The organism is Nitrospina gracilis Nb-211, from assembly GCF_021845525.1.
Taxonomy (GTDB): domain Bacteria; phylum Nitrospinota; class Nitrospinia; order Nitrospinales; family Nitrospinaceae; genus Nitrospina; species Nitrospina gracilis_A.
In genome coordinates, this window is the sequence record NZ_JAKJKD010000001.1 from 2015001 (window position 1) to 2035809 (window position 20809).

At 55.1% G+C, this 20809-nt stretch carries 18 protein-coding genes, 2 tRNA genes and 2 rRNA genes (1 of these 22 running past the window's edge); 19 read left to right on the forward strand and 3 right to left on the reverse strand.

Annotated elements, in window-relative coordinates:
* The 8 genes from J2S31_RS09490 to J2S31_RS09525 all read left to right on the forward strand — a co-directional run.
* Positions 1-67, forward strand: a tRNA-Ile gene (locus tag J2S31_RS09490); it begins 10 nt to the left of the window's first position.
* A gap of 50 nt (positions 68-117) precedes the next feature.
* Positions 118-190, forward strand: a tRNA-Ala gene (locus tag J2S31_RS09495).
* Between the two features lie 121 nt (positions 191-311).
* Positions 312-3329, forward strand: a 23S ribosomal RNA gene (locus J2S31_RS09500).
* A 55-nt stretch (positions 3330-3384) separates the two neighbouring features.
* Positions 3385-3501, forward strand: a 5S ribosomal RNA gene (gene rrf, locus J2S31_RS09505).
* A gap of 226 nt (positions 3502-3727) precedes the next feature.
* Positions 3728-4168, forward strand: coding sequence for a hypothetical protein (locus J2S31_RS09510; RefSeq protein ID WP_237098846.1), 441 nt, complete (start codon positions 3728-3730; stop codon positions 4166-4168).
* A 199-nt stretch (positions 4169-4367) separates the two neighbouring features.
* Positions 4368-5042, forward strand: coding sequence for a hypothetical protein (locus J2S31_RS09515; protein WP_237098847.1), 675 nt, complete (start codon positions 4368-4370; stop codon positions 5040-5042).
* A 20-nt stretch (positions 5043-5062) separates the two neighbouring features.
* Positions 5063-6229 (forward strand): NnrS family protein, encoded by a 1167-nt coding sequence (locus tag J2S31_RS09520; RefSeq protein ID WP_237098848.1) that lies wholly within the window; start codon positions 5063-5065, stop codon positions 6227-6229.
* A 186-nt stretch (positions 6230-6415) separates the two neighbouring features.
* Positions 6416-6670 (forward strand): hypothetical protein, encoded by a 255-nt coding sequence (locus tag J2S31_RS09525; protein WP_237098849.1) that lies wholly within the window; start codon positions 6416-6418, stop codon positions 6668-6670.
* Between the two features lie 23 nt (positions 6671-6693).
* Here J2S31_RS09525 and J2S31_RS09530 read toward each other — a convergent pair whose 3' ends face one another.
* Positions 6694-7884 (reverse strand): lipid A deacylase LpxR family protein, encoded by a 1191-nt coding sequence (locus tag J2S31_RS09530; protein WP_237098850.1) that lies wholly within the window; start codon positions 7882-7884, stop codon positions 6694-6696.
* Between the two features lie 436 nt (positions 7885-8320).
* Here J2S31_RS09530 and J2S31_RS09535 point away from each other — a divergent pair, with 436 nt between their 5' ends.
* From J2S31_RS09535 to J2S31_RS09580, 10 genes are all read left to right on the forward strand, one after another.
* Positions 8321-8677, forward strand: a complete 357-nt coding sequence (locus J2S31_RS09535; protein WP_237098851.1) for an NADH-quinone oxidoreductase subunit A — start codon at positions 8321-8323, stop codon at positions 8675-8677.
* Between the two features lie 26 nt (positions 8678-8703).
* Positions 8704-9186, forward strand: a complete 483-nt coding sequence (locus J2S31_RS09540; RefSeq protein WP_237098852.1) for an NADH-quinone oxidoreductase subunit C — start codon at positions 8704-8706, stop codon at positions 9184-9186.
* Positions 9187-9192: 6 nt separating this feature from the next.
* Positions 9193-10278, forward strand: coding sequence for an NADH-quinone oxidoreductase subunit NuoH (nuoH, locus tag J2S31_RS09545; RefSeq protein ID WP_237098853.1), 1086 nt, complete (start codon positions 9193-9195; stop codon positions 10276-10278).
* Positions 10279-10287: 9 nt separating this feature from the next.
* Positions 10288-10857 (forward strand): NuoI/complex I 23 kDa subunit family protein, encoded by a 570-nt coding sequence (locus J2S31_RS09550; RefSeq protein ID WP_237098854.1) that lies wholly within the window; start codon positions 10288-10290, stop codon positions 10855-10857.
* The gene (locus J2S31_RS09555) at positions 10845-11348 is read left to right on the forward strand and encodes an NADH-quinone oxidoreductase subunit J family protein (protein ID WP_237098855.1); all 504 of its coding nucleotides are present in this window, start codon (positions 10845-10847) and stop codon (positions 11346-11348) included. Before J2S31_RS09550 ends, J2S31_RS09555 begins: the two co-directional genes overlap by 13 nt.
* A 6-nt stretch (positions 11349-11354) precedes the next feature.
* Entirely contained in the window at positions 11355-11657 is a 303-nt protein-coding gene (gene nuoK, locus J2S31_RS09560; protein ID WP_005009499.1) for an NADH-quinone oxidoreductase subunit NuoK, read from the forward strand.
* Positions 11658-11667: 10 nt separating this feature from the next.
* Positions 11668-13638 carry an NADH-quinone oxidoreductase subunit L gene (gene nuoL, locus J2S31_RS09565; protein ID WP_237098856.1) on the forward strand — a complete coding sequence of 657 codons (1971 nt, stop codon included), beginning with the start codon at positions 11668-11670 and terminating at the stop codon, positions 13636-13638.
* Between the two features lie 10 nt (positions 13639-13648).
* The gene (locus J2S31_RS09570) at positions 13649-15214 is read left to right on the forward strand and encodes an NADH-quinone oxidoreductase subunit M (RefSeq protein ID WP_272908723.1); all 1566 of its coding nucleotides are present in this window, start codon (positions 13649-13651) and stop codon (positions 15212-15214) included.
* A gap of 17 nt (positions 15215-15231) precedes the next feature.
* Positions 15232-16665 carry an NADH-quinone oxidoreductase subunit N gene (locus J2S31_RS09575; RefSeq protein WP_371831632.1) on the forward strand — a complete coding sequence of 478 codons (1434 nt, stop codon included), beginning with the start codon at positions 15232-15234 and terminating at the stop codon, positions 16663-16665.
* A gap of 117 nt (positions 16666-16782) precedes the next feature.
* Positions 16783-17094 carry a hypothetical protein gene (locus J2S31_RS09580; RefSeq protein WP_237098858.1) on the forward strand — a complete coding sequence of 104 codons (312 nt, stop codon included), beginning with the start codon at positions 16783-16785 and terminating at the stop codon, positions 17092-17094.
* Between the two features lie 94 nt (positions 17095-17188).
* On the opposite strand, the gene tatA is transcribed toward J2S31_RS09580, so the two are convergent.
* Positions 17189-17572 carry a twin-arginine translocase TatA/TatE family subunit gene (gene tatA, locus J2S31_RS14620; protein WP_272908724.1) on the reverse strand — a complete coding sequence of 128 codons (384 nt, stop codon included), beginning with the start codon at positions 17570-17572 and terminating at the stop codon, positions 17189-17191.
* 358 nt (positions 17573-17930) lie between these two features.
* Here tatA and J2S31_RS09590 point away from each other — a divergent pair, with 358 nt between their 5' ends.
* Positions 17931-19913 carry a tetratricopeptide repeat protein gene (locus tag J2S31_RS09590; RefSeq protein WP_237098859.1) on the forward strand — a complete coding sequence of 661 codons (1983 nt, stop codon included), beginning with the start codon at positions 17931-17933 and terminating at the stop codon, positions 19911-19913.
* 31 nt (positions 19914-19944) lie between these two features.
* Here J2S31_RS09590 and rpe read toward each other — a convergent pair whose 3' ends face one another.
* Positions 19945-20592, reverse strand: a complete 648-nt coding sequence (gene rpe, locus J2S31_RS09595; protein ID WP_237098860.1) for a ribulose-phosphate 3-epimerase — start codon at positions 20590-20592, stop codon at positions 19945-19947.
* Positions 20593-20809: the final 217 nt, after the last annotated feature.

Consider the following 20809-nt stretch of genomic DNA (forward strand, 5'->3'; position numbering starts at 1 on the left):
CTCAGTTGGTCAGAGCGCACGCCTGATAAGCGTGAGGTCGGTAGTTCAAATCTACCTAGGCCCACCATTTGAGATGATCGATGGCCGGCCCGGGTGGGCCAGTCTGGCACCGTATATGGGGGTGTAGCTCAGCTGGGAGAGCGCCTGCCTTGCACGCAGGAGGTCATCGGTTCGATCCCGTTCACCTCCATACCTAAAACGAAATCATCATCTTCGTTGGAACCGTACCGAATTTTCGGAATTGCCCTTCCCTGATGAGGGGCACTGCTCTTTAACAATTGAATATCGCAAGACAAGTAGCTGAGGATTTTGGTCAAGCGCGTAAGGGCGCATGGTGGATTCCTTGGCGCCAATGGTCGATGAAGGGCGTAGCAAGCTGCGATAAGCTTCGGGGAGCCGCTAACAGGCGTTGATCCGGAGATTCCCGAATGGGGCAACCCGACACGGGTCATACCGTGTCATCACTGTCTGAATACATAGGGCAGTGAAGGCAACCGGGGGAATTGAAACATCTCAGTACCCCGAGGAGTAGAAAGCAACCGCGATTCCCTTAGTAGCGGCGAGCGAAACGGGAATAGCCTAAACCGGACGTATGTCAAGCCCGTGTGCGTTGTGCGTCCGGGGTCGTGGGACCTGATTTGACAGGGATACGGACCTGTCGGAATGTAAAAAAAAGGTGTCTTAGTTCAACAGGCTGGAAAGCCTGGCCATAGAAGGTGAAAGCCCTGTGAACGAAAAGTCATCTTCATTCTCGATCAGGCACCCGAGTACTACGGGACACGAGAAATCCTGTAGGAATCCGGGGGGACCACCCCCCAAGGCTAAATACCAATTGGCGACCGATAGTGAACCAGTACCGTGAGGGAAAGGTGAAAAGCACCCCGGTGAGGGGAGTGAAATAGAATATGAAACCATGTGCCTACAATCAGTGGGAGCACTATACATCCGGCTTGCCGGATGCAGGTGTGACCGCGTACCTTTTGCATAATGAGCCGCCGAGTTACTTTATTCAGCAAGGTTAAGCCGATAGGTGGAGCCGTAGCGAAAGCGAGTCTGAACAGGGCGATCAGTTGAATGGAGTAGACCCGAAGCCGGGTGATCTATCCATGGCCAGGATGAAGCGGAGGTAACACTTCGTGAAGGTCCGAACCAGTGGGCGTTGAAAAGCCTTTGGATGAGCTGTGGATAGGGGTGAAAGGCCAATCAAACTCGGCAATAGCTGGTTCTCCTCGAAATAGTTTTAGGACTAGCCTTGCGTAATAGTCTGCGGAGGTAGGGCGCTGGATGGGCTAGGGGCCTCACCAGGTTACCAAACCCAACCAATCTTCGAATACCGCAGGCCGTATCGCAGGAGTCAGACTACGGGTGCTAAGATCCGTGGTCGAAAGGGAAAGAGCCCAGACCACCAGCTAAGGTCCCTAAGATAGACTAAGTGGGAAAGGTTGTAGGAATACTTAGACAATAAGGAGGTTGGCTTAGAAGCAGCAATCCTTTAAAGAAAGCGTAACAGCTCACTTATCAAGTGTCCCTGCGCCGAAAATGTATCGGGGCTTAAGTTTATCACCGAAGCTGTGGACTGAATGACACCTCGGTGCCATTCAGTGGTAGAGGAGCGTTCCATACCGGGTTGAAGCTCGACCGTAAGGACGGGTGGACTGTATGGAAGCGAGTATGGCGGCATGAGTAACGATAAAACAGGTGAGAAACCTGTTCGCCGAAAATCCAAGGTTTCCTGAGGAAGGGTAATCCTCTCAGGGTAAGTCGGCCCCTAAGGCGAGGCTGAAAAGCGTAGCTGATGGGAAACGGGTTAATATTCCCGTACCTCGTATAACTGCGATGGGGTAACGTAGAAGGGTAATCTATCCGGGTGATGGAAGTCCCGGTCCAAGCATGTAGGAGGGAGGTTTTGGCAAATCCGGACCTCTTTAACTCCGAGACGTTATGGGGAGTCTTCTCTACGGAGAAAACGAACTAGATGATCCCAGGCTACCGAGAAAAACCTCTAAGCTTCAGGTTATACGGGACCGTACTCTAAACCAACGCAGGTGGATGAGGAGAGAATCCTAAGGCGCTTGAGAAAACTCTGGTTAAGGAACTTAGCAAATTAGCTCCGTAACTTCGGGATAAGGAGTGCCCCTATTAGGTGAAGGAACTTGCTTCTGGAGCCGAGAGGGGTTGCAGTGACCAGGCAGCTGTGACTGTTTACTAAAAACACAGGACTCTGCGAAGTCGCAAGACGATGTATAGGGTCTGACGCCTGCCCGGTGCCGGAAGGTTAAAAGGAGGGGTTAGTCTTCGGACGAAGCTCCAAATTGAAGCCCCGGTAAACGGCGGCCGTAACTATAACGGTCCTAAGGTAGCGAAATTCCTTGTCGGGTAAGTTCCGACCTGCACGAATGGCGTAACAATGGCTGCACTGTCTCAACCAGGGACTCAGTGAAATTGACATACCGGTGAAGATGCCGGTTTCCCGCAACAGGACGGAAAGACCCCGTGCACCTTTACTACAACCTGATATTGAGTATTGATCTAGTATGTGTAGGATAGGTGGGAGACGTTGAATCCGGAGCGCTAGCTTCGGGGGAGTCACCCTTGAAATACCACCCTTATTACATTGATATTCTAACCTCGGTCCGTGAATCCGGATCAGGGACAATGTCAGGCGGGTAGTTTGACTGGGGCGGTCGCCTCCTAAATTGTAACGGAGGCGCGCGAAGGTCCTCTCAGGCTGATTGGAAACCAGCCGTCGAGTGTAAAGGCATAAGAGGGCTTGACTGCGAGACCGACAGGTCGAGCAGGTGCGAAAGCAGGTCTTAGTGATCCGGTGGTCCCGTGTGGAAGGGCCATCGCTCAACGGATAAAAGGTACGCCGGGGATAACAGGCTTATCGCCCCCAAGAGTCCATATCGACGGGGCGGTTTGGCACCTCGATGTCGGCTCACCGCATCCTGGGGCTGAAGCAGGTCCCAAGGGTTTGTCTGTTCGCCAATTAAAGCGGTACGCGAGCTGGGTTTAGAACGTCGTGAGACAGTTCGGTCCCTATCCGTTGTGGGTGTTAGAGATTTGAGGGGAGCTGCTCCTAGTACGAGAGGACCGGAGTGGACAGACCTCTAGTGTGCTGGTTGTGTCGCCAGATGCATTGCCAGGTAGCTATGTCTGGACAGGATAACCGCTGAAAGCATCTAAGCGGGAAGCCAACCCCAAAACAAGATCTCTCTTCCCTTCGGGGACTGTAGACTCCTTGAAGACTACAAGGTTGATAGGCCGGATGTGTACGCACAGTAATGTGTTTAGCTAACCGGTACTAATCAGTCGTGAGGCTTGACCTTTTTTCAGCTACTTTGTCTGCGATATCAATTGTATAAATTCTAAAAAGACTGTTTTCCCGGTCTTGATAGCGAAGGGGATACACCCGTTCCCATTCCGAACACGGAAGTTAAGCCCTTCAGCGCCGATGGTACTGCACGGGGGACCGTGTGGGAGAGTAGGTCAACGCCGGGTTATTTATTTAAAAACCGCTTTGGAATGAATCCAAAGCGGTTTTTTTTTTGGCCGGGCTCGGCCCGGAGGAAACCAAGCCAACACTCGCGAAAACTTTTAAATATCCCCCTTGAGCAAACACGGAGAGGGCTCACCTCCCCCACCCTCTTTCCTGAGGTGTGATTGACAATTCCCCAGGACAATCCTATATTTGTCATACCAAAACTTTATTCAAGGGGGGGGGACGATGAAACCATCTCTTTTCCTCGCAATTCTCCTTGTGGCCGTGCCGGTAGTGTCCTTCGCGCAAAGCGGCCAGTACCTGGGCAACCTGAGCGCCAACCCCTACGCGCCCAATTCCACATCGAACCAGTTCGGCGCGGGCAATCCTTACAATCCGGATTCCATCAACAACCCGTTCGGCACCTACGGCAACCCGTACAGTCCCAACTCCGCAACCAATCCCTACGCCACCAACCCGCCGAAACTGTACGACAGCGAGGGGAATTTCCGCGGGAACCTGAGTGCAAATCCCTATGACCCCGATTCGGTCAACAACCCCTTCGGGCGATACGGAAGCCCTTACTCCCCTGACAGCATCAACAATCCTTACGGAGCCGGAAGCCCATACAGGCAGGACAGCCCGAACAATCCCTATGGCTCCGGCCTCGAAATTTACGGCCAGTAGAGGAGCCGGACCACGCCCGGCAAGAGCGGTTCGCGTCTGAAACGTGCCCTCTGGTTTTGATCCGCTCAACCAGCATCGGTCTTTTGCCACTCCCTACCAGGGAGGCGACGAAGAATCCCTGTTTTCTCCGTGTTCATCTGTGTGCATCGATGGTTCTAATTCTTTTTCTCTTTTCTTCCATCTGCCTTAAAATCACACCATGACCCTGGCCTGTATCGGATATGGCTCGCTGATCTGGAGTCCGCGCGACCTGTCAAATCACCTCAAGCACGGTGATCGCTGGTTCGGTGACGGACCCGCCCTACCCGTCGAATTCGCCCGCGAATCCGACCGCCGGCGCATCACCCTGGTCATCGTCCCCGGCCACGCCTTCAGCGCCACGTACTGGACGCCGTTCAATCACGGCGACATCGACTGGACTGCGTCCGGAGGAAACACGAACCCATCCGGAATGGTTTCCAGAGATACCTTGACTCAGCAAAGCGACGGTCCGTTCCCCGCCCACGTGATGGGCGCGCGCCAACAACTGGCCGCTCGCGAAGGCTGTGGCATCGAGCACATCGGTGTCATGACCGCCGCCGGACACACCGAGTCCGCCCTGCCCCCTGCCCTGCTGGATATTTTAAAAGGTTGGATGGAATCGAAAAATTTAAGCGGCGTGGTGTGGGCGGAACTGCCTTGTGGATTCAAAACCCGCCGCGGGCAACTGCCCACACTGGAAAACGTGTATACTTATCTTGAGGAACTCATAAAAGAAGACGTCCATCAAAACGCGGAAGAGTATATCCGCAAGGCGCCGTCACAAATCAACACCCCCTACCGGCAGGCCATTTCCGACCGTTTCGGCTGGACACCAATCCTGAATAACAAATAACCTATTAAAAAAGAATCGTCATGCAGGAATCATCGCACAGTGTATTGACTCATCCCTTTCTGCGAAACGGATTCCGTCCTTTCTTCCTTTTGGGCGGGCTGTATAGCGTGATCAGTTTGCTCATTTGGGGCGGATTTTTTGCAGGACACCGTCCACCGCCGGCATTCATGTTGGGTCCCGTACAGTGGCATGCGCATGAAATGATCTTCGGTTTCACCATCGCCATAGTCGCGGGATTTTTGCTGACCGCAGTGGCCAACTGGACCGGCCGGAACCCGGCAGGGCCGATGCACCTTGCGGGGTTGTGCGCTCTCTGGCTGGCCGGACGGGTGGTTATCAATTTTGATCTGGGCCTGCCGGAGATCGCCATCATCCTGATTGAAGGTTCTTTTATCCTGGCACTGGCCCTCACCTTGTCGTTTCCGCTTCTCAAGAGCTGGAACAAACGCAATTTCGTGTTTCTGATTTTGCTCAGTATCCTGCTGGCGTGCGACATGACTTTCCTGGTCACGAAAAAAAGCACGTCCCTTTACATATCCGTGATGATTATCATCGCCATGATATCCCTGATTGGCGGACGCGTGATCCCTTCCTTCACCGTGGCGGCGCTACATCAGCGCGGGGAAAAAGCCAAACAGGTACCGCAGGAAAAGCTGGATATCCTGGCGGTTTTATCGCTGGTTTTGATCATTCTGGCTCTGGCCTTTACGGGCAAGGAGGGGATGTTTCTTGCCATCGCTTCTTTTTTATCCGCGGTCATCCATGCACTTCGTATGCGGCACTACCATACGCTCAGGATTTTGGGAGACCCGATGGCTTTGATCCTACATATTGGTTACGGTTGGGTGATTGTAGGATTGGTTTTAACCGGTGTTTCGGCACTGGGTTCTCTTCCCTTCCCAATCTCCCTGCATGCCTTTACAGCCGGTGCGATCGGTTCCATGACGCTCGGCATGATGTCCCGCGTGCCACTGGCCCATACCGGGCGGAGCGTGCGTGCAACGAAACTGGCAATATTGAGTTTCATCCTGTTGCAAGGTTCGGCCCTCATGCGGGTATTCGGCCTGATAATGATGGCTGACCATACCGTCAATTGGATTATGGGTTCCGCCACACTTTGGGCATTTTGTTTTGCTTTTTATATTTTGGCTTATACCCCGACCCTATGGAAACCCCCGGTCCGCTAATCCGACGGCTCATTGCAGAACTATCAAGTTATGTTCAGGAACAACGCCGTTAATATAAAATCCAAAGGAAGGGTTCCATCTTGATCCTGCTATAATGCACGAGGTCGAAACCAGATCATTCATTGTCAAAGTCGAGATTCCCCGGGGAAAATAAAGCTGCACACGCAAGAGAAGAAGGAGAAAACCATGGCAGAAAACAAGAAGGCACCCGATTTTTATGACGAATACTCACAGGCCATCCCCTGGGACGAACTTGTGGAATTAGCCAAGACGGACATGGATGCGTGCAAGGCGACCCATTCCAAAGAGGCTCTTCGCGAATGCGCCGAGAAAATTGTGCTGTCCAAGGTCTGTTCCTGCGCGACCGAATCCGCCCCCATCGTCGATGCCCTGGTGGATGAGTATCTCAGGCAATTGAGCACAGACAAATCCGGGAACTGAAGGGAACCTACCCCGGCTTTGTCCTAAAATCGCACCGACAGCGTCACCGAGCCGAAGATGTCGGGTTCGAACTCGCCCTTGAATTCCTGCGAGCGGTACACAATGGTATAAGCCAGGCGGACGCAGTCGTAGGCGAGCGCGCCGCCGAACTGCCAGTCTCCGACAAGATACCGCTTGTTCACCGCGTGGCTGGTGCGGAACGTATTGCCATCAAGAAAAATGTTCTGTGCGATCGCCCGGCCTTCCACGCCGGTGTACAGGTAGGCCATCAACTTTTTCCTATGATGCCCGCCGGTGTCGAAAAAGTCCGAGCCCTGCGTGCCCGGGCGGATGCGCGGCGGACCGTAGTCGGCCGGCAGGTTGTATCCCACCCGCATGATGCCGCCTGCCGATACGTACGTGAACACGTTGCCCAGCGCAAACCCGCCGCCGGGAATCCAGTCCACCGCCGGCCGGATGCCGTTTTCCTCCACCAGCCGATGGCGGTACTTGCGGTCGTAGGAGATCAAAAGCGCAAATTCATTATGGAGCTGGTTGTCCCAGCCTTTTGGGTCCTCGTCGTCGATCAACTCATGCCATTCACGCTGTACCCGCTCGCCGCCGGAAGCAGGACCGACCACCCCCAGGTCGATCTCCACCGAGTCCAGTATGTCGACCTTCTCCCCCAGCACCTCGCGGTCCTTATTTTCATTAAAGAAGCCGAAGCCGACGTAAAGCCATCCTGCATAAGGCTGGTCGCGGCTGATGAGGCCGGTTTTCGACAGATCCTCCGGCGTGTAGATGTTATGACCCAGGATGACGCTCACCGTGTCGGTATTGAAATCGAACCAGCGGCCGAGTGTGGCCTGCCCCGCCCTGCGGGTGGAGTTGGTGAGAAAGCGGAGGACCCCCATGCCCGCACGCCCGGGAAGGTGCGACGAGGCGCAGTCCTGTCGGACCCGTTCCGCCCAGCCCGGATCATCCGTACCCGTTCCCCGCTCGACGAACGAAATCCGCAGGCCCTGGGTGAAATGACGGTCGGTGAGTCCCGCAAAGAAATCATTGCCGTCGGTGGCGTTGAAAAAGTACTCCGGGCAGTCCCTCCCCGGCTGCGCCGCCGCCGGAGCCGCCACCCCCAGCGCCATCCAGCCCGCAAGCAGAAGGCTTCCCACAAGCGTCCCCTTCCTCTGCGCTCTGCTTTTCCTTACTTGTCCCTCTCCAGTTTTCAGTCTCATGGCCCCGTCCTCCCCAACGTTGCACAAAGATCCAACCTATTACGACCCGCCGATGTCATTGTATCGGTAAATTGATAAAAGCGGTGTATGAAATCGGCCGTTATCCAAAGGACCGCCACAATCTTTTCCCCTCAAAGTGTTCTAAACATTCCCCTTTTTGCCGGGCCGCCTGGACACCCCGGTTTGCGGACGTTCCCACCGCCCGGAAACCCCGCTTTTTCATTGACAACCCAAGGGGCCTCCGGTAGTATCACCCGTCACCATTTTCCAAAATGGCGCGATCCATCCGACACTTTTAAAAATGTTGAGAAACCTGTGGTTTTTTAAGAAATTACAGGTTAAAATCCCTTTTTTTTGGGGACCCGTTGAGGCCCTGCCCCGCAGGGGCGCGTCTCCCGAAACCCTTTAAAAGTCGGACTTACGAAGGTAGTGATACATGCTTGACAGCTATACAGGCGCAGCTATCCTTTTGCTTTTTGCCACAGCCATTGCCGTAGGCATGGTGGTGGCCACCTCCCTCCTCGGACCCAAACGCGAGTTCGCGGAAAAAATGGAACCGTTTGAGTGCGGGGAAAGCCAGATTGTCTCGCCCTACCAACGGTTTTCCGTCAAGTTTTACCTCGTCGCGGTGCTGTTCATCCTGTTCGACATTGAGGCCGTTTTCCTGTTCCCGTGGGCCATTCTTTATAAGAAGCTCGGCCTGTTCGGGTTGGTGGAAATGATTCTGTTCCTTATTATTCTCGGAGTCGGACTGGCCTACGTCTGGATCCGGGGAGGTCTGGACTGGGAGTGACGCACGCCGCGTGACCGATACCTGATATGAGCACTGAAATCATAGACAAAATCAAAGCCCGATTTGGCGACAAGGTGAAGGACTCGCACAGTTTCCGCGGCGATCAGACGGTCGTGGTGGACAAGGACTGCGTTTATGAAGTGGCTCAGTACCTGCGGGACGAACCTTCGCTGGACATGAATTTCCTGATGGACCTGACGGCGGTCGATTACCTGGACAAAAAGAAGGTGCGTTTCGAGGTCGTGTACCACTTCTTTTCGCTCAAACACAATCACCGCTTCCGCGTCAAAGCGCCGGTGGACGAAGAAGAGTGCATTCTCGATTCCGTGGTGCCGCTGTACCAGTCCGCGAACTGGTATGAACGCGAAGTGTGGGACATGTACGGCATCAAGTTCAAAGGCCACCCGAACCTCAAGCGGATCCTGCTGTACGAAGGGTTTAAAGGACATCCGCTCCGTAAAGATTACCCCATCAACAAACGACAGCCGTTGATCGGTCCGCTGAACTGAGGAGAAATGGACGATATACTGATTGATCTGGCCATCACCCTTGCCAAAATCTTTTTTGTGCTGGGAGTCACGGTCGGCTTTTTTGCCCCGATTCTGACGTGGGTGGAGCGCAAGCAGAGCGCCATCATGCAGGACCGCATTGGCGCAAACCGCGCAGACATCATGGGTTTCACTGCGCTTGGCCTGTTCCACATCATGGCCGACGGGCTGAAGATGTTCACGAAGGAAGACTTCATCCCGCAGGGCGCGAACAAGTTTCTGCATACACTCAGCCCCATCATCGCGCTGATCCCCGCTATTTTGACCTTTGCGGTGGTGCCGTTCGGCGGCGAGTACATCCTGTTCGGCAAGGAAGTCAAGCTGGTCATCTCGGATCTCGATGTCGGTCTCCTGTTCGTGTTCGCCATCGCATCCATCGCCACTTACGGTTACGTGGTCGCCGGGTGGAGCTCCAACAACAACTACTCCCTGCTCGGTTCCATGCGCACCGCCTCGCAGATGGTGTCGTACGAAGTCACGATGGGTCTGACCATCATCGGCGTGCTCATGGTGTACGGCACCATGCAGTTGACGGAAATCGGCAACGCCCAGGAAAACTTCCTGCACTGGGGCATTTTCCTCCAGCCGGTCGGCTTCTTCATGTTTTTCGCCGCATCGATCGCGGAGAACAAGCGCATCCCGTTCGACAACCCGGAAGCGGAATCCGAGCTGGTGGCCGGGTACTTTACCGAATACAGCGGACTCAAGTTCGGCATGTTTTTCATGGCCGAATTCATCGAGATGGTGACGATCGCCGCGATCGTGACCATCCTGTTTTTCGGCGCGTGGCACATCCCGTTTCTGAGCACCGCCACTCTGCTGGAAATCTTCGACTTTCTGGGAGAGACCGGGTCGAACCTCGTCGTCATGTTCATCCATGTCGGCGTGTTCTTCGCCAAGGTCATTTTCTTCCTGTTTGTCCAAATGGTCATCCGGTGGACGCTTCCGCGGTTCCGCTATGACCAGATCATGAAGCTGGGATGGAAGATCCTCCTGCCCCTGTCTCTGGCGAACGTCGTTGTCACGGGCATCGTCATTCTGGCCCTTCAATAAGGAGAAGTTATGGCTTACTACGTCGAGCGCAACGTAAAGATGACGTGGTGGGAACGTTTATATATCCCCGAAATCATCCGGGGCATGATCATTACCTCGCGTCATTTCTTCAGGAACCTGTTTGGGTTCATTCCCTTCTTTTTGGGAAAGAAAAAAGAACGGGAGATTTTCACGATTTACTATCCCGAGGAAACGCGGGAATACCCGATCGCGTACCGCGGACGACCGGTGCTGGCGCTGAATGAAGAAGGGCGCCCCAACTGTGTGGCCTGCGGCTTGTGCGAAATCGCCTGCCCCGCTTACTGCATCGATATCCAACCCGGTGCCAACAGCGGCAAGCAGAACGAGGTCGAGCGGTTCCCGGTGGAGTTCACCATTGACTACGCGGTCTGCATCTTCTGTGGATTCTGTGAAGAAGCGTGCCCGGAAGAAGCCATCTTCATGAGCAACGATTGTGACATCTCGATGCTCGACCGCAAGAAAATGAAATACAACATGCAACAGTTGTTGATGCCGGTGTCCGAATTGCAGAACCGCATCGACTTCTGCCGGAAAATGTACGGAAAATGGAATTACTGATTTTCTATCCACTGGGTGGATTGTGCCTCCTCCTGGCTCTGGGAGTGGTGTTCAACAACAGTCCCATCGGATCGGCGGTGTCCCTCATCGGCATGATGCTGGGCTTGGCGGCGATCTTCGTCCTCTTGCAGGCGCATTTTCTCGCCATCCTGCAAGTCATTATTTACGCCGGTGCGATCATGGTTCTGTTCATGTTCGTCATCATGCTGTTGAACCTGAAACAGGACCTGACCTGGAAGACCCGGGACCGCAACCTGTTCCTGTCCATCCTCACCGGCTTGCTGGTGTTGGGCGTTCTGTACAAATTCATTGAACTCACGTTGGGAACCGAATTCAACAACCCCGCGGAAGTGCCGAACACCTTCGGCACCGCGGAGGAAGTCGGAACCAAACTGTTCACCGATTACGTTCTGCCGTTCGAGGTGGCTTCCATCCTGCTCCTCGCGGCGATGGTCGGCGCGGTGGTGCTGGCCAAATCCAAACTGGATTGATCGATTATGGTACCTCTTTCACATTACCTGATACTGAGCGCCACCCTGTTTACCATCGGGGTTTTGGGCGTGTTGATCCGGCGTAACGCCATCGTCGTGTTCATGTGCATTGAAATCATGCTCAATGCAGTAAACATCTCCCTGATCGCCTTCGACCGGTACCTCAACCACCATGACGGTCAGATTTTCAGCTTCATGGTGATGTGCGTCGCGGCGGCGGAAGTTTCCGTGGGGCTGGCCATCGTCATCGCCTTGTTCCGCAACAAGCCGACCGTCAATCTGGATGAATTCAACCTGATGAAGTGGTAGGGAGCGTATCGTGCTTTTCAAACTCGCCTGGCTGATTCCCCTGTTCCCGTTGATCGGTTCGATCATCAACGGAATCTTCGGCCTCAAACTGGGAAAAGACAAAGTCAGCTGGATTGCCTGCGGGTTTCCCGCGATGTCCTTCTTCGTCACCGTGATCCTGTGGGTGGCGCTGTTCTTCCATCCTGAAGGCCAGGCGTATCCCGAACAGATCCTGTGGACGTGGATGGCGGCGGGCGACTTCACCGTCGAGTTCGGTTTTCAGATCGATCCCCTGTCCATGGTCATGATGCTGGTGGTCACCGGCGTCGGCACCATCATCCACATCTTCTCCATCGGGTACATGTATGAGGAGTACAGCTACTACCGCTACTTCTCCTACCTGAACCTCTTCCTGTTCTCCATGCTGATCCTCGTCATGGGCAACAACTTCCTGATGATGTTCATCGGGTGGGAAGGCGTGGGTGTCTGTTCCTACTTCCTCATCGGTTACTACTTCGAAAAGAAATCGGCCTGCGACGCCAGTGTGAAGGCCTTCGTGGTCAACCGCGTCGGCGACTTTGCGTTCCTGCTGGGCATCTTCTACATCTTTCACGAATTCGGCACCATCGATTTCACCTCGGTATTCAACGCGGTGCCTTCGACGATGGTTTACAACAGCGAAGCGGTCACGCTGATCACGATGTTCCTGTTCATCGGCGCCACGGGTAAGTCGGCGCAGATTCCGCTCTACACCTGGTTGCCGGACGCGATGGAAGGCCCGACCCCGGTCAGCGCGCTCATCCACGCGGCGACGATGGTCACCGCCGGCGTGTACATGGTGGTTCGTTGCAACGCGTTGTTCAACATGGCGCCGATCACGATGATGGTCATCGCGCTCGTGGGCGGCGGCACGGCGCTCTTCGCCGCCACCATCGGTTGCACCCAGTACGACATCAAACGCGTACTCGCCTACTCCACCGTCAGCCAGATCGGCTACATGTTCCTGGCCTGCGGCGTCGGCGCCTACACCGCGGCGATCTTTCATCTCGTGACGCACGCGTTCTTCAAGGCCTGCCTGTTCCTCGGTTCCGGCAGTGTCATCCACGGCATGCATCACGAGCAGGACATCCGCAAGATGGGCGGCCTGAAAGACCATTTTCCGATCACCTACGTCACCTTTCTCGTGTCCACCATCGCCATCGCGGGCATTTTCCCATTCTCCGGGTTTTTCAGTAAGGACGAGATTCTGTATCACGCCTTGATGGATGGCAACGTGATCTATTGGGGCATGGGCGTGGCCGGTGCATTCATCACCGCCTTCTACATGTTCCGGCTGGTATTTTTGACGTTCCACGGCCCGTCGCGCGTCGATCCGCACGTGCATCCGCACGAATCGCCCAAGGTCATGACCCTGCCGTTGATCGTGCTGGCAGGACTGGCATTTTTTGGCGGCCTTCTGGGCATTCCGCTCATTCACGGCTGGCACGCTCTGCACAATTTCCTGGAACCGGTGCTGTCGTTCGATTTCGCCACCGCCCTGCACAATTCGGAAGTCATGCTGGCGGAGCACGGTCACCATGTGACCTTTGCGGAAGTCCTGCACGACAAGACGCACAGCGCACACAACGTGTGGCTGGAGATTTTCCTGATGGTTTTCTCCATGGGCGTGGCTCTGGCCGGTATTTTCATGGCGTACCTGTTCTATATCAAACGCCCGGAACTGCCGGACGAATACACCAAGGGTCAGTGGGGTTACGATCTGGTGAAAAACAAATACATGATAGACGAACTGTACGATGCGATTTTCGTCCAACCCACGGTGAAAGGCTCCTTCTTCCTGTGGAAAGAAGGCGACGCCAAGGGCGTTGACGGAGCCGTCAACGGCGTGGCGCAGACCATCGGCTGGTTCAGCAAGCAGGCCCGTGAATTCCAGTCCGGATTCGTGCGTAATTACGCCATGTTCATGGTGGTCGGATTCATTTTACTGTTGATCCTTATCTAGAAGCGAAACGATGTACCTTACATTCGTAACATTCTTACCGTTGCTCGCCTGTTTCGTGATGGCGTTGATGCCGCGCGAAAATACGGCAGGCGTCAAATGGTTCGCGCTCATTGTCGCAGGCGTGGATTTCATTCTGTCTTTGCCGTTGTATTTCGATTTCAACATGAATACGGCGGACATGCAGTTCGAGTACATCGTTCCGTGGATCCCGCAATGGGGTATCAGCTATCACGTCGGCATCGACGGGATCTCCCTGTTGCTGTACATCATGACCACGTTTTTGACCTTCATCTCCATCCTCGCATCGTGGGAGGTGAAGAAATACACCAAAGAATACATGATGGCCATGCTGGCTCTTTCGACTGGCATGCTGGGCGTGTTCATCGCCTTGGACTTCTTCCTGTTCTATGTCTTCTGGGAATTCCAGCTCATCCCCATGTACATCATCATTGGTGTCTGGGGCGGACCGCGCCGCATTTACGCGGCGGTGAAGTTCTTCATATACACCGCTGTCGGCTCCCTGCTCATGCTGGTCGCCATCATCTGGATGTACTTCCATTTTCACGAAACCGTCGGTGTATTCACCACCGACATCCTGCTGATGACGGAGCACCTGAACCTGACGCTGGACCAGCAGAAATGGCTGTTCCTCGCGTTCTTCCTGGCGTTCGCCATCAAGGTGCCCATGTTTCCATTCCACACCTGGCTCCCGGACGCGCACGTGGAAGCGCCGACGGCAGGCAGTGTCATCCTTGCAGGCGTGCTCCTGAAAATGGGGACCTATGGATTCCTGCGGTTCAACCTGCCGATGTTCCCGGTGGCGAGCAATGAGTTCCTGCCGTTCATCGCGGGCCTCTCCATCATCGGCATCATTTACGGTGCGCTGGTGGCGATGGTGCAGGAGGACCTTAAAAAGCTGGTCGCGTATTCCAGTGTCAGCCATCTCGGCTTCGTCATGCTGGGCATTTTCGCCTTCAACCACTACGGCCTGCAGGGCGCTCTTCTGCAGAACCTCAACCACGGGGTCAGTACCAGCGCCCTCTTTTTGATGGTGGGCATGATTTATGACCGGCGGCACACACGGCTGATTAAAGATTTCGGTGGACTAGCCAAGGTGATCCCCATGTTCACCGTGTGCTTCATGATCGTCACACTCTCATCCATCGGCCTGCCGGGAACCAACGGGTTCGTCGGCGAGTTTCTGGTCCTGCTGGGCATCTTTCAGGTGAACGGCTTCTACGCGGGCCTGGCCACCTCCGGCGTTATCTTCGCCGCCTGCTACATGCTGTGGATGTTCCAGCGGGTGATGTTCCTGAAAGTCGAAAACCCGGAAAACGAAAAACTGACTGACATGACCCCGCGGGAATGGGGCTACATGGCGCCGCTTCTCGTCCTGGTGTTCTGGATTGGGTTCTACCCCACCCCGTTCACCAAAACGTTCGACGCGTCGATCGAGAAACTGGTCCACCAGGTGGACCCGAAACAATACATGCCCCACGCGCAGGGCCAGCATGCCGCGAAACTGGATCAGCACCTGATGCAGTTGAAATTCGAGCAAAACGGAAATCTGAATTGAATTGAGGACGCAACCACGTGGAAATGATACCAACCCCTGAAATAGACCTGACCAGCCTCGCGCCTGTGCTGGTGCTGAGCGTGTTTTCCATGATGGTCCTGTTGTTCGATCTGTTCGCCGGCAAGAACAAGTCCGGCCTCGTGTTCATCAGCCTCACGGGCCTTCTCATGGCCGCCATCAGTGCCTTCGCCAAGCGGGATCTGCCGGTGTACTCCTTCGGCGGCGCTTACGTGGTGGACAACCTTTCCGTTTTCTTCACCTGCATCTTCTGTCTCAGCTCCGCGCTCGCCATCCTGTTGTCGATCGAATACAACCGCCGCGAACGCATCAACATGGGCGAGTATTACGGACTGATTCTGTTCTGCACCGTGGGTATGATCGTGCTGGCGTCTTCGACGGACCTCATCATGATCTTTCTCGGCATCGAGATCGTCTCCATCTGCCTTTATGTGCTGGCGGGGATTCGCCGTTATGATCCGCATTCCAACGAAGCGTCACTCAAATACTTCCTGCTGGGCGCGTTCGCCACGGGTTTTCTGCTGTACGGCATGGCCCTGCTTTACGGCACCACCGGCAGTACCAAGCTGGTCACAATCGCGGAGTTGCTCAACAGCGGCGAAGTGTTCTCGCAACCGATGATGCTGATGGGCATCGTCCTGCTTGTCATCGGCTTCGGCTTCAAAGTCGCGTCCGTTCCGTTCCACATGTGGGCACCTGACGTGTATGAAGGCGCACCGACGCCGGTCACCGCGTTCATGGCAGTGGGACCGAAAGCCGCCGCCTTTGCCGCTTTCTTCCGCGTGTTCGCCGAGGGCATTCCGGAACTGGCCCCGTCGTGGAACATGATCCTGTCCATCGTCGCCGTCATCACCATGTTCGTCGGCAACCTGGGCGCCATCATGCAGACCAACATCAAGCGGCTTCTCGCTTTCTCCAGCGTGTCCCATGTTGGATACATTCTGATCGCCATCATCGCCAAGAACTCGTTGGGCAGCGCCAGCCTGCTGTTCTACATGCTGGCTTACGCGTTCATGATCTTCGGCGCGTTCGGCGTGGTGATCCTGCTGGGACGCGACGGCAACGAAAACCTCGATATCCAGAACTACTCCGGCCTCGGGTTCAAGCACCCCGTACTGGCCATGTCCATGTCCATTTTCCTCCTGTCGCTGGGAGGACTGCCGCCTCTGGCCGGATTCGTCGCCAAGTTCTACATCTTCCAGGCGGCCTTGAAAGAGGGCTTCGTTATTCTGGTTGTCCTCGCGGTGCTCAACAGCGCCATCTCCTTTTATTACTACCTGAAGGTGATCGTGTACATGTACATGAAGGAGCCGGTTCAGGAGTTCAAGCTGTCCTTGACGCCCATCACCATGCTGGTCATCGGCATCGGCGTGCTGGGAACGCTGGAACTCGGCATCTTTCCCGACCCGATCATCTCCCTCGCCAAGCCCTGACCCTCGTTCACTGCGCTTACTGCGGGGGGTCCCTCTCGTCAGACGGCGGAATTTGTTATATAATTGGGGCCTCGTTAAAAACGCTCAAGTCCAAGCATTGAACGAAAGGAATTTGCGATGAAAATGCACCATTTGTCTCCGGAAGAAGTCGAGACGGTGATGGAAAAGGTCCGGACGGTGGTCGATTCCGGCGAGTTCGATCCGGAAATCATGGAGCAGATTTTCACCCTCTCCAAAGTGGACGGCAACAAGTTCCTCGAATGCAAAGGCAACCCACTGCAAAGCCAGCAGGTCAATTTTGAGATGGACCGGGAGAAAGGGATTCGTTTTTTCGACCCCTTCAACCTGTACACCAAAGGGATCTACAAGGACATCGACGGCTGGTCGGTGTGGACGGAGGACAATTTAAAAGAGCCCTGGTCTTATTGAGACCAAGGCTCTTTTGTTTTCCACGGGAATGTGCAGTCGGGCTCAGGCCCGATTTATGAATTGGGCAGATTTACACTTCAGCACTGCTTTCGGATCAGGCTTTTTTCTCGGTTTCTTCCTGATCCTTCGTGAAATCGTAACTGCCTTTGCGGGGCAGGGATGCGGTGAACGCTTCCGCCTTCTCCTTCATGGCCTTGTCTTTGGCCTCCCCTTCCGCCTGTGCCTTTTCACGCGCCAGACGTTCTTTTTCTTCATCGCTCAGATTTTCCTGCTGAAGTTCTCCCGCGGGCTGTTGCGCGGCGCCTTCCTGCTGAGCCTGCTCCGCCGAATCCAATTCTTCGGCTTCCTTCATCGACGTTTTGAAGTTTTTGATACTACGGCCGAAGGCGCTTCCGATCTCGGGCAGTTTCCCCGCGCCAAAAATAATCATAATGATGACCAGAATGATCATCAGTTCCGGAAACCCGATTCCCATCATGATTCGATTCCTCCCGTGGAGATTAAACGGTTCTACACCGGTACACCCGTCCTGCCACTTGGGCAAGGGTTGAACCTGTTGAGTTAGCACAGTTTACATTGTTTTTATTGACACTGACAAGGACAAACCATGACCCCCCGTAAGGAATTGTTCCGAAAGGCCTACAATAGATTTTCCGGCTCATGACCCCTTTTACCCCGGTGGTTATTCAATCCCCATCCCCGCCCCTTTCCGGCGGCGTTGAACTTTTTTACCCCCCGGTATTCATAAAAAGTTGAAAATTTGGATACAATTCAAGTAGAAAACTAGGGGTCACTGCAAACCCTAATCACAAACTGCCGTTTGGTACCTTATTCGCATGAAATTTCAGGAAGAAGAAACTTTAAAGCAGATCATCCGGCAGAACCCCGGCGACCCGGACCCGCATTGCGATCTCGGCGACTATTACGTCGAGCTCAACCGCTACGAGGACGCGGAGGCACATTACAACCAGGCTCTCGGTTACGACGCGGAATGCGCCGAAGCCCTGTTGGGTCTCGGCATCGTGCGCCACCGCCAGCAACGTTACCCTGAAGCCGAGAAATATTACCGCGCCAGCCTCAAACTGGACACGGAGAACTCCCGCACGCTCAACAATCTTGGCAGTCTGTACCATGACCAGGAACGCTGGGACGAGGCGGAGCGGGAGTACCGCACCGCGCTGGAGATCGATCCCGATTACGCCCTGCCGTACAACAACCTCGGCCTTCTGCATGCCCGCCGGCAGGATTTCAGCGCCGCCAAAAAGGCATTCGAGACCGCCATGCAACTGGACCCGGAATACGACCAGGCGCATTACAATCTGGGCAACCTTTATTTCGACCACCAGCAATACGCACTGGCGGAAAAGGAATACCAGAAATCCCTGCGGCTCAATCCGGACTCCGCCTTCACGCACCACGAACTCGGCAACCTGTATTACCATCTCGGCCGTTTCGAAGAAGCGGAACAAGAGTTCCAGGAGTCCCTGTTTCTCGATCCCAAATTCGATGCCGCCCACGTGAGCCTGGGCAACCTGTATATCGACACCGATCGCCTGCACGACGCCGAAGACGCCATCAACAAGGCGCTCTCCATCGACCCCACCTCCGTGGACGCACTTCACAGCCTGGCGCTCATCCATTTCCAAAGCGGTCAGTTCGAACAGGCGGAGAAAGAATGGCGTGCGTGCCTCCAGCGGGAACCGGATAACGCTTCTTTTTACAATAACCTAGGGAACAGCCTTTCGTCCATGGAGCGCTGGGGCGAAGCCATCGAAATTTACCGTAAAGCCTTCGAGCTGGAGCCGGACAATCCCCTGCCGTTGTTCAACCTGGGCCTGGTGTACGAAGATATGGACCGCCCTCAGGAAGCGGAACAGCATTACCTGCACGCATTGCGTTTGAACCCCAAGCACATCTCGGCGCTGGTCAACATCGCCAACCTGTATTCCAACACCGGGCAAAGCGACGAAGCGACTTCTTACCTGAAACAGGCGCTGGAACTCGACCCGCAACACGCCAAGGCGCATTTCGGGCTGGCCTGCATTCTGGAAGATGAAGGCGATTACCCGCGGGCGGAGCAGCATTTCCGCACGGTCCTCGAACAGGAGCCGGACAACCAGTTCGCATGGCGCAAGCTGGGTTCGGTGCACCTCGAATCCGAAAACCCACGGGCGGCGCTGGAAGCGTTCCTCAAGGCCGCCGAGCTCGATCCGCACGAACCGGTGCATTATTTTTACCTCGGCGTCACCTACCAGGATCTGGACGATCCCCGTAGCGCCGAGGCCTCCTACCTGAAAGCCCTGCATCTGCAACCCGACAACGCCTCGGTGTGCAACAATCTCGGCTTGCTTTACCTGCATGAGGATCGCTATCAGGAAGCGGAACGTCTTCTGCGTGAAGCGCTGTTGCATGCACCGGAAGACACCAACGCGCTGTACAACCTGGGACTGGTGCTGGACCGCGTCGGGAAGTTTGAAGAAGCGGAGACCGTTTACCGCCGCGCCCTGGATCTGTCTCCCAACGACGCGCAGATCTGGAACAACCTCGGCCTCGCGCAGTTCGCCCGCAACCGCCTGCAGGAAGCGGAGGAAGCGTTGAAGGAAGCGGTGCAACGCGACCCCACCTACCCGCTCGCGCACTTCAACCTCGGGCTCGTGTACGAAGCACGCCTGAAAAATAAGGAAGCGGAAAACGAGTTTCAGGAAGCGACGCGGCTCGACCCCAGTCTCGACGAGACGCGGAGCCTCGTGCAACAGGCGCGGAAGCACCAGAAGTCCGACGGATTCATCGAACGTCTGTTCAAATTTCTGAAAAGATAAAAAAAGGAAAAGGAAGCGATTCCCCACGCACTCAGTTGTTGCGCAGGGCGTCGATCGCCTCCTTGTAGTCGGGGGCGTTGAAGATGGCGGAACCGGCGACGATCACGTTCGCCCCGGCTTTCTTCACGATGTTCACATTGTCCGGGTTCACGCCGCCGTCCACCTGCACGTCGATGTCCGCGTCCGATTGATCCAGCGTATTGCGAAGCAGTTGGATTTTTCCCAGCACCTGCTGGATGAACTTCTGCCCGCCAAAACCCGGATTCACAGACATAAGCAGGACCATGTCCACGTCTTCGATGATTTCATCGAGCGCAAACAACGTCGTTGCGGGATTGAGCACGACGCCCGCCTTGATGCCGTGCTCCTTGATCGTCTGAATGGTGCGGTGCAGATGCGGACACGCTTCCACGTGAACGGAGATGATGTCCGCGCCGGCGGAAACAAAATCGGCGATGTACTTGTCCGCGTTCTCGATCATCAGGTGGCAGTCGAGCGGCAGGTCGGTGACCTTGCGCAGGCTCTCCACCACGGGCGGACCGACGGTGATGTTCGGCACAAATGCGCCGTCCATGACATCGACATGAATCCAGTCCGCGCCCGCTTTTTCGACCGCCTTCACTTCTTCTCCCAGCCGGCTGAAATCGGCAGACAAAATGGAAGGTGCAATCTTGACCATAGTCACCTCAACCTATTCAATTCGTTCAACATACGTTATAGTGGAATGCCACGGCAGGCTGACCAGAAGGAATGACCGGGCGGGTTTGGAGTCCCAAAACGGTTTTGAGCATAGCATAATGTGCAAGGCCGGGCAATCGGCTTCCCCCGTCCCACGCGCCCTCATGGGCGCTCTCGTTTAAATCAACCGATTTCGCGGCGGTCCACAAGCGGCCGCG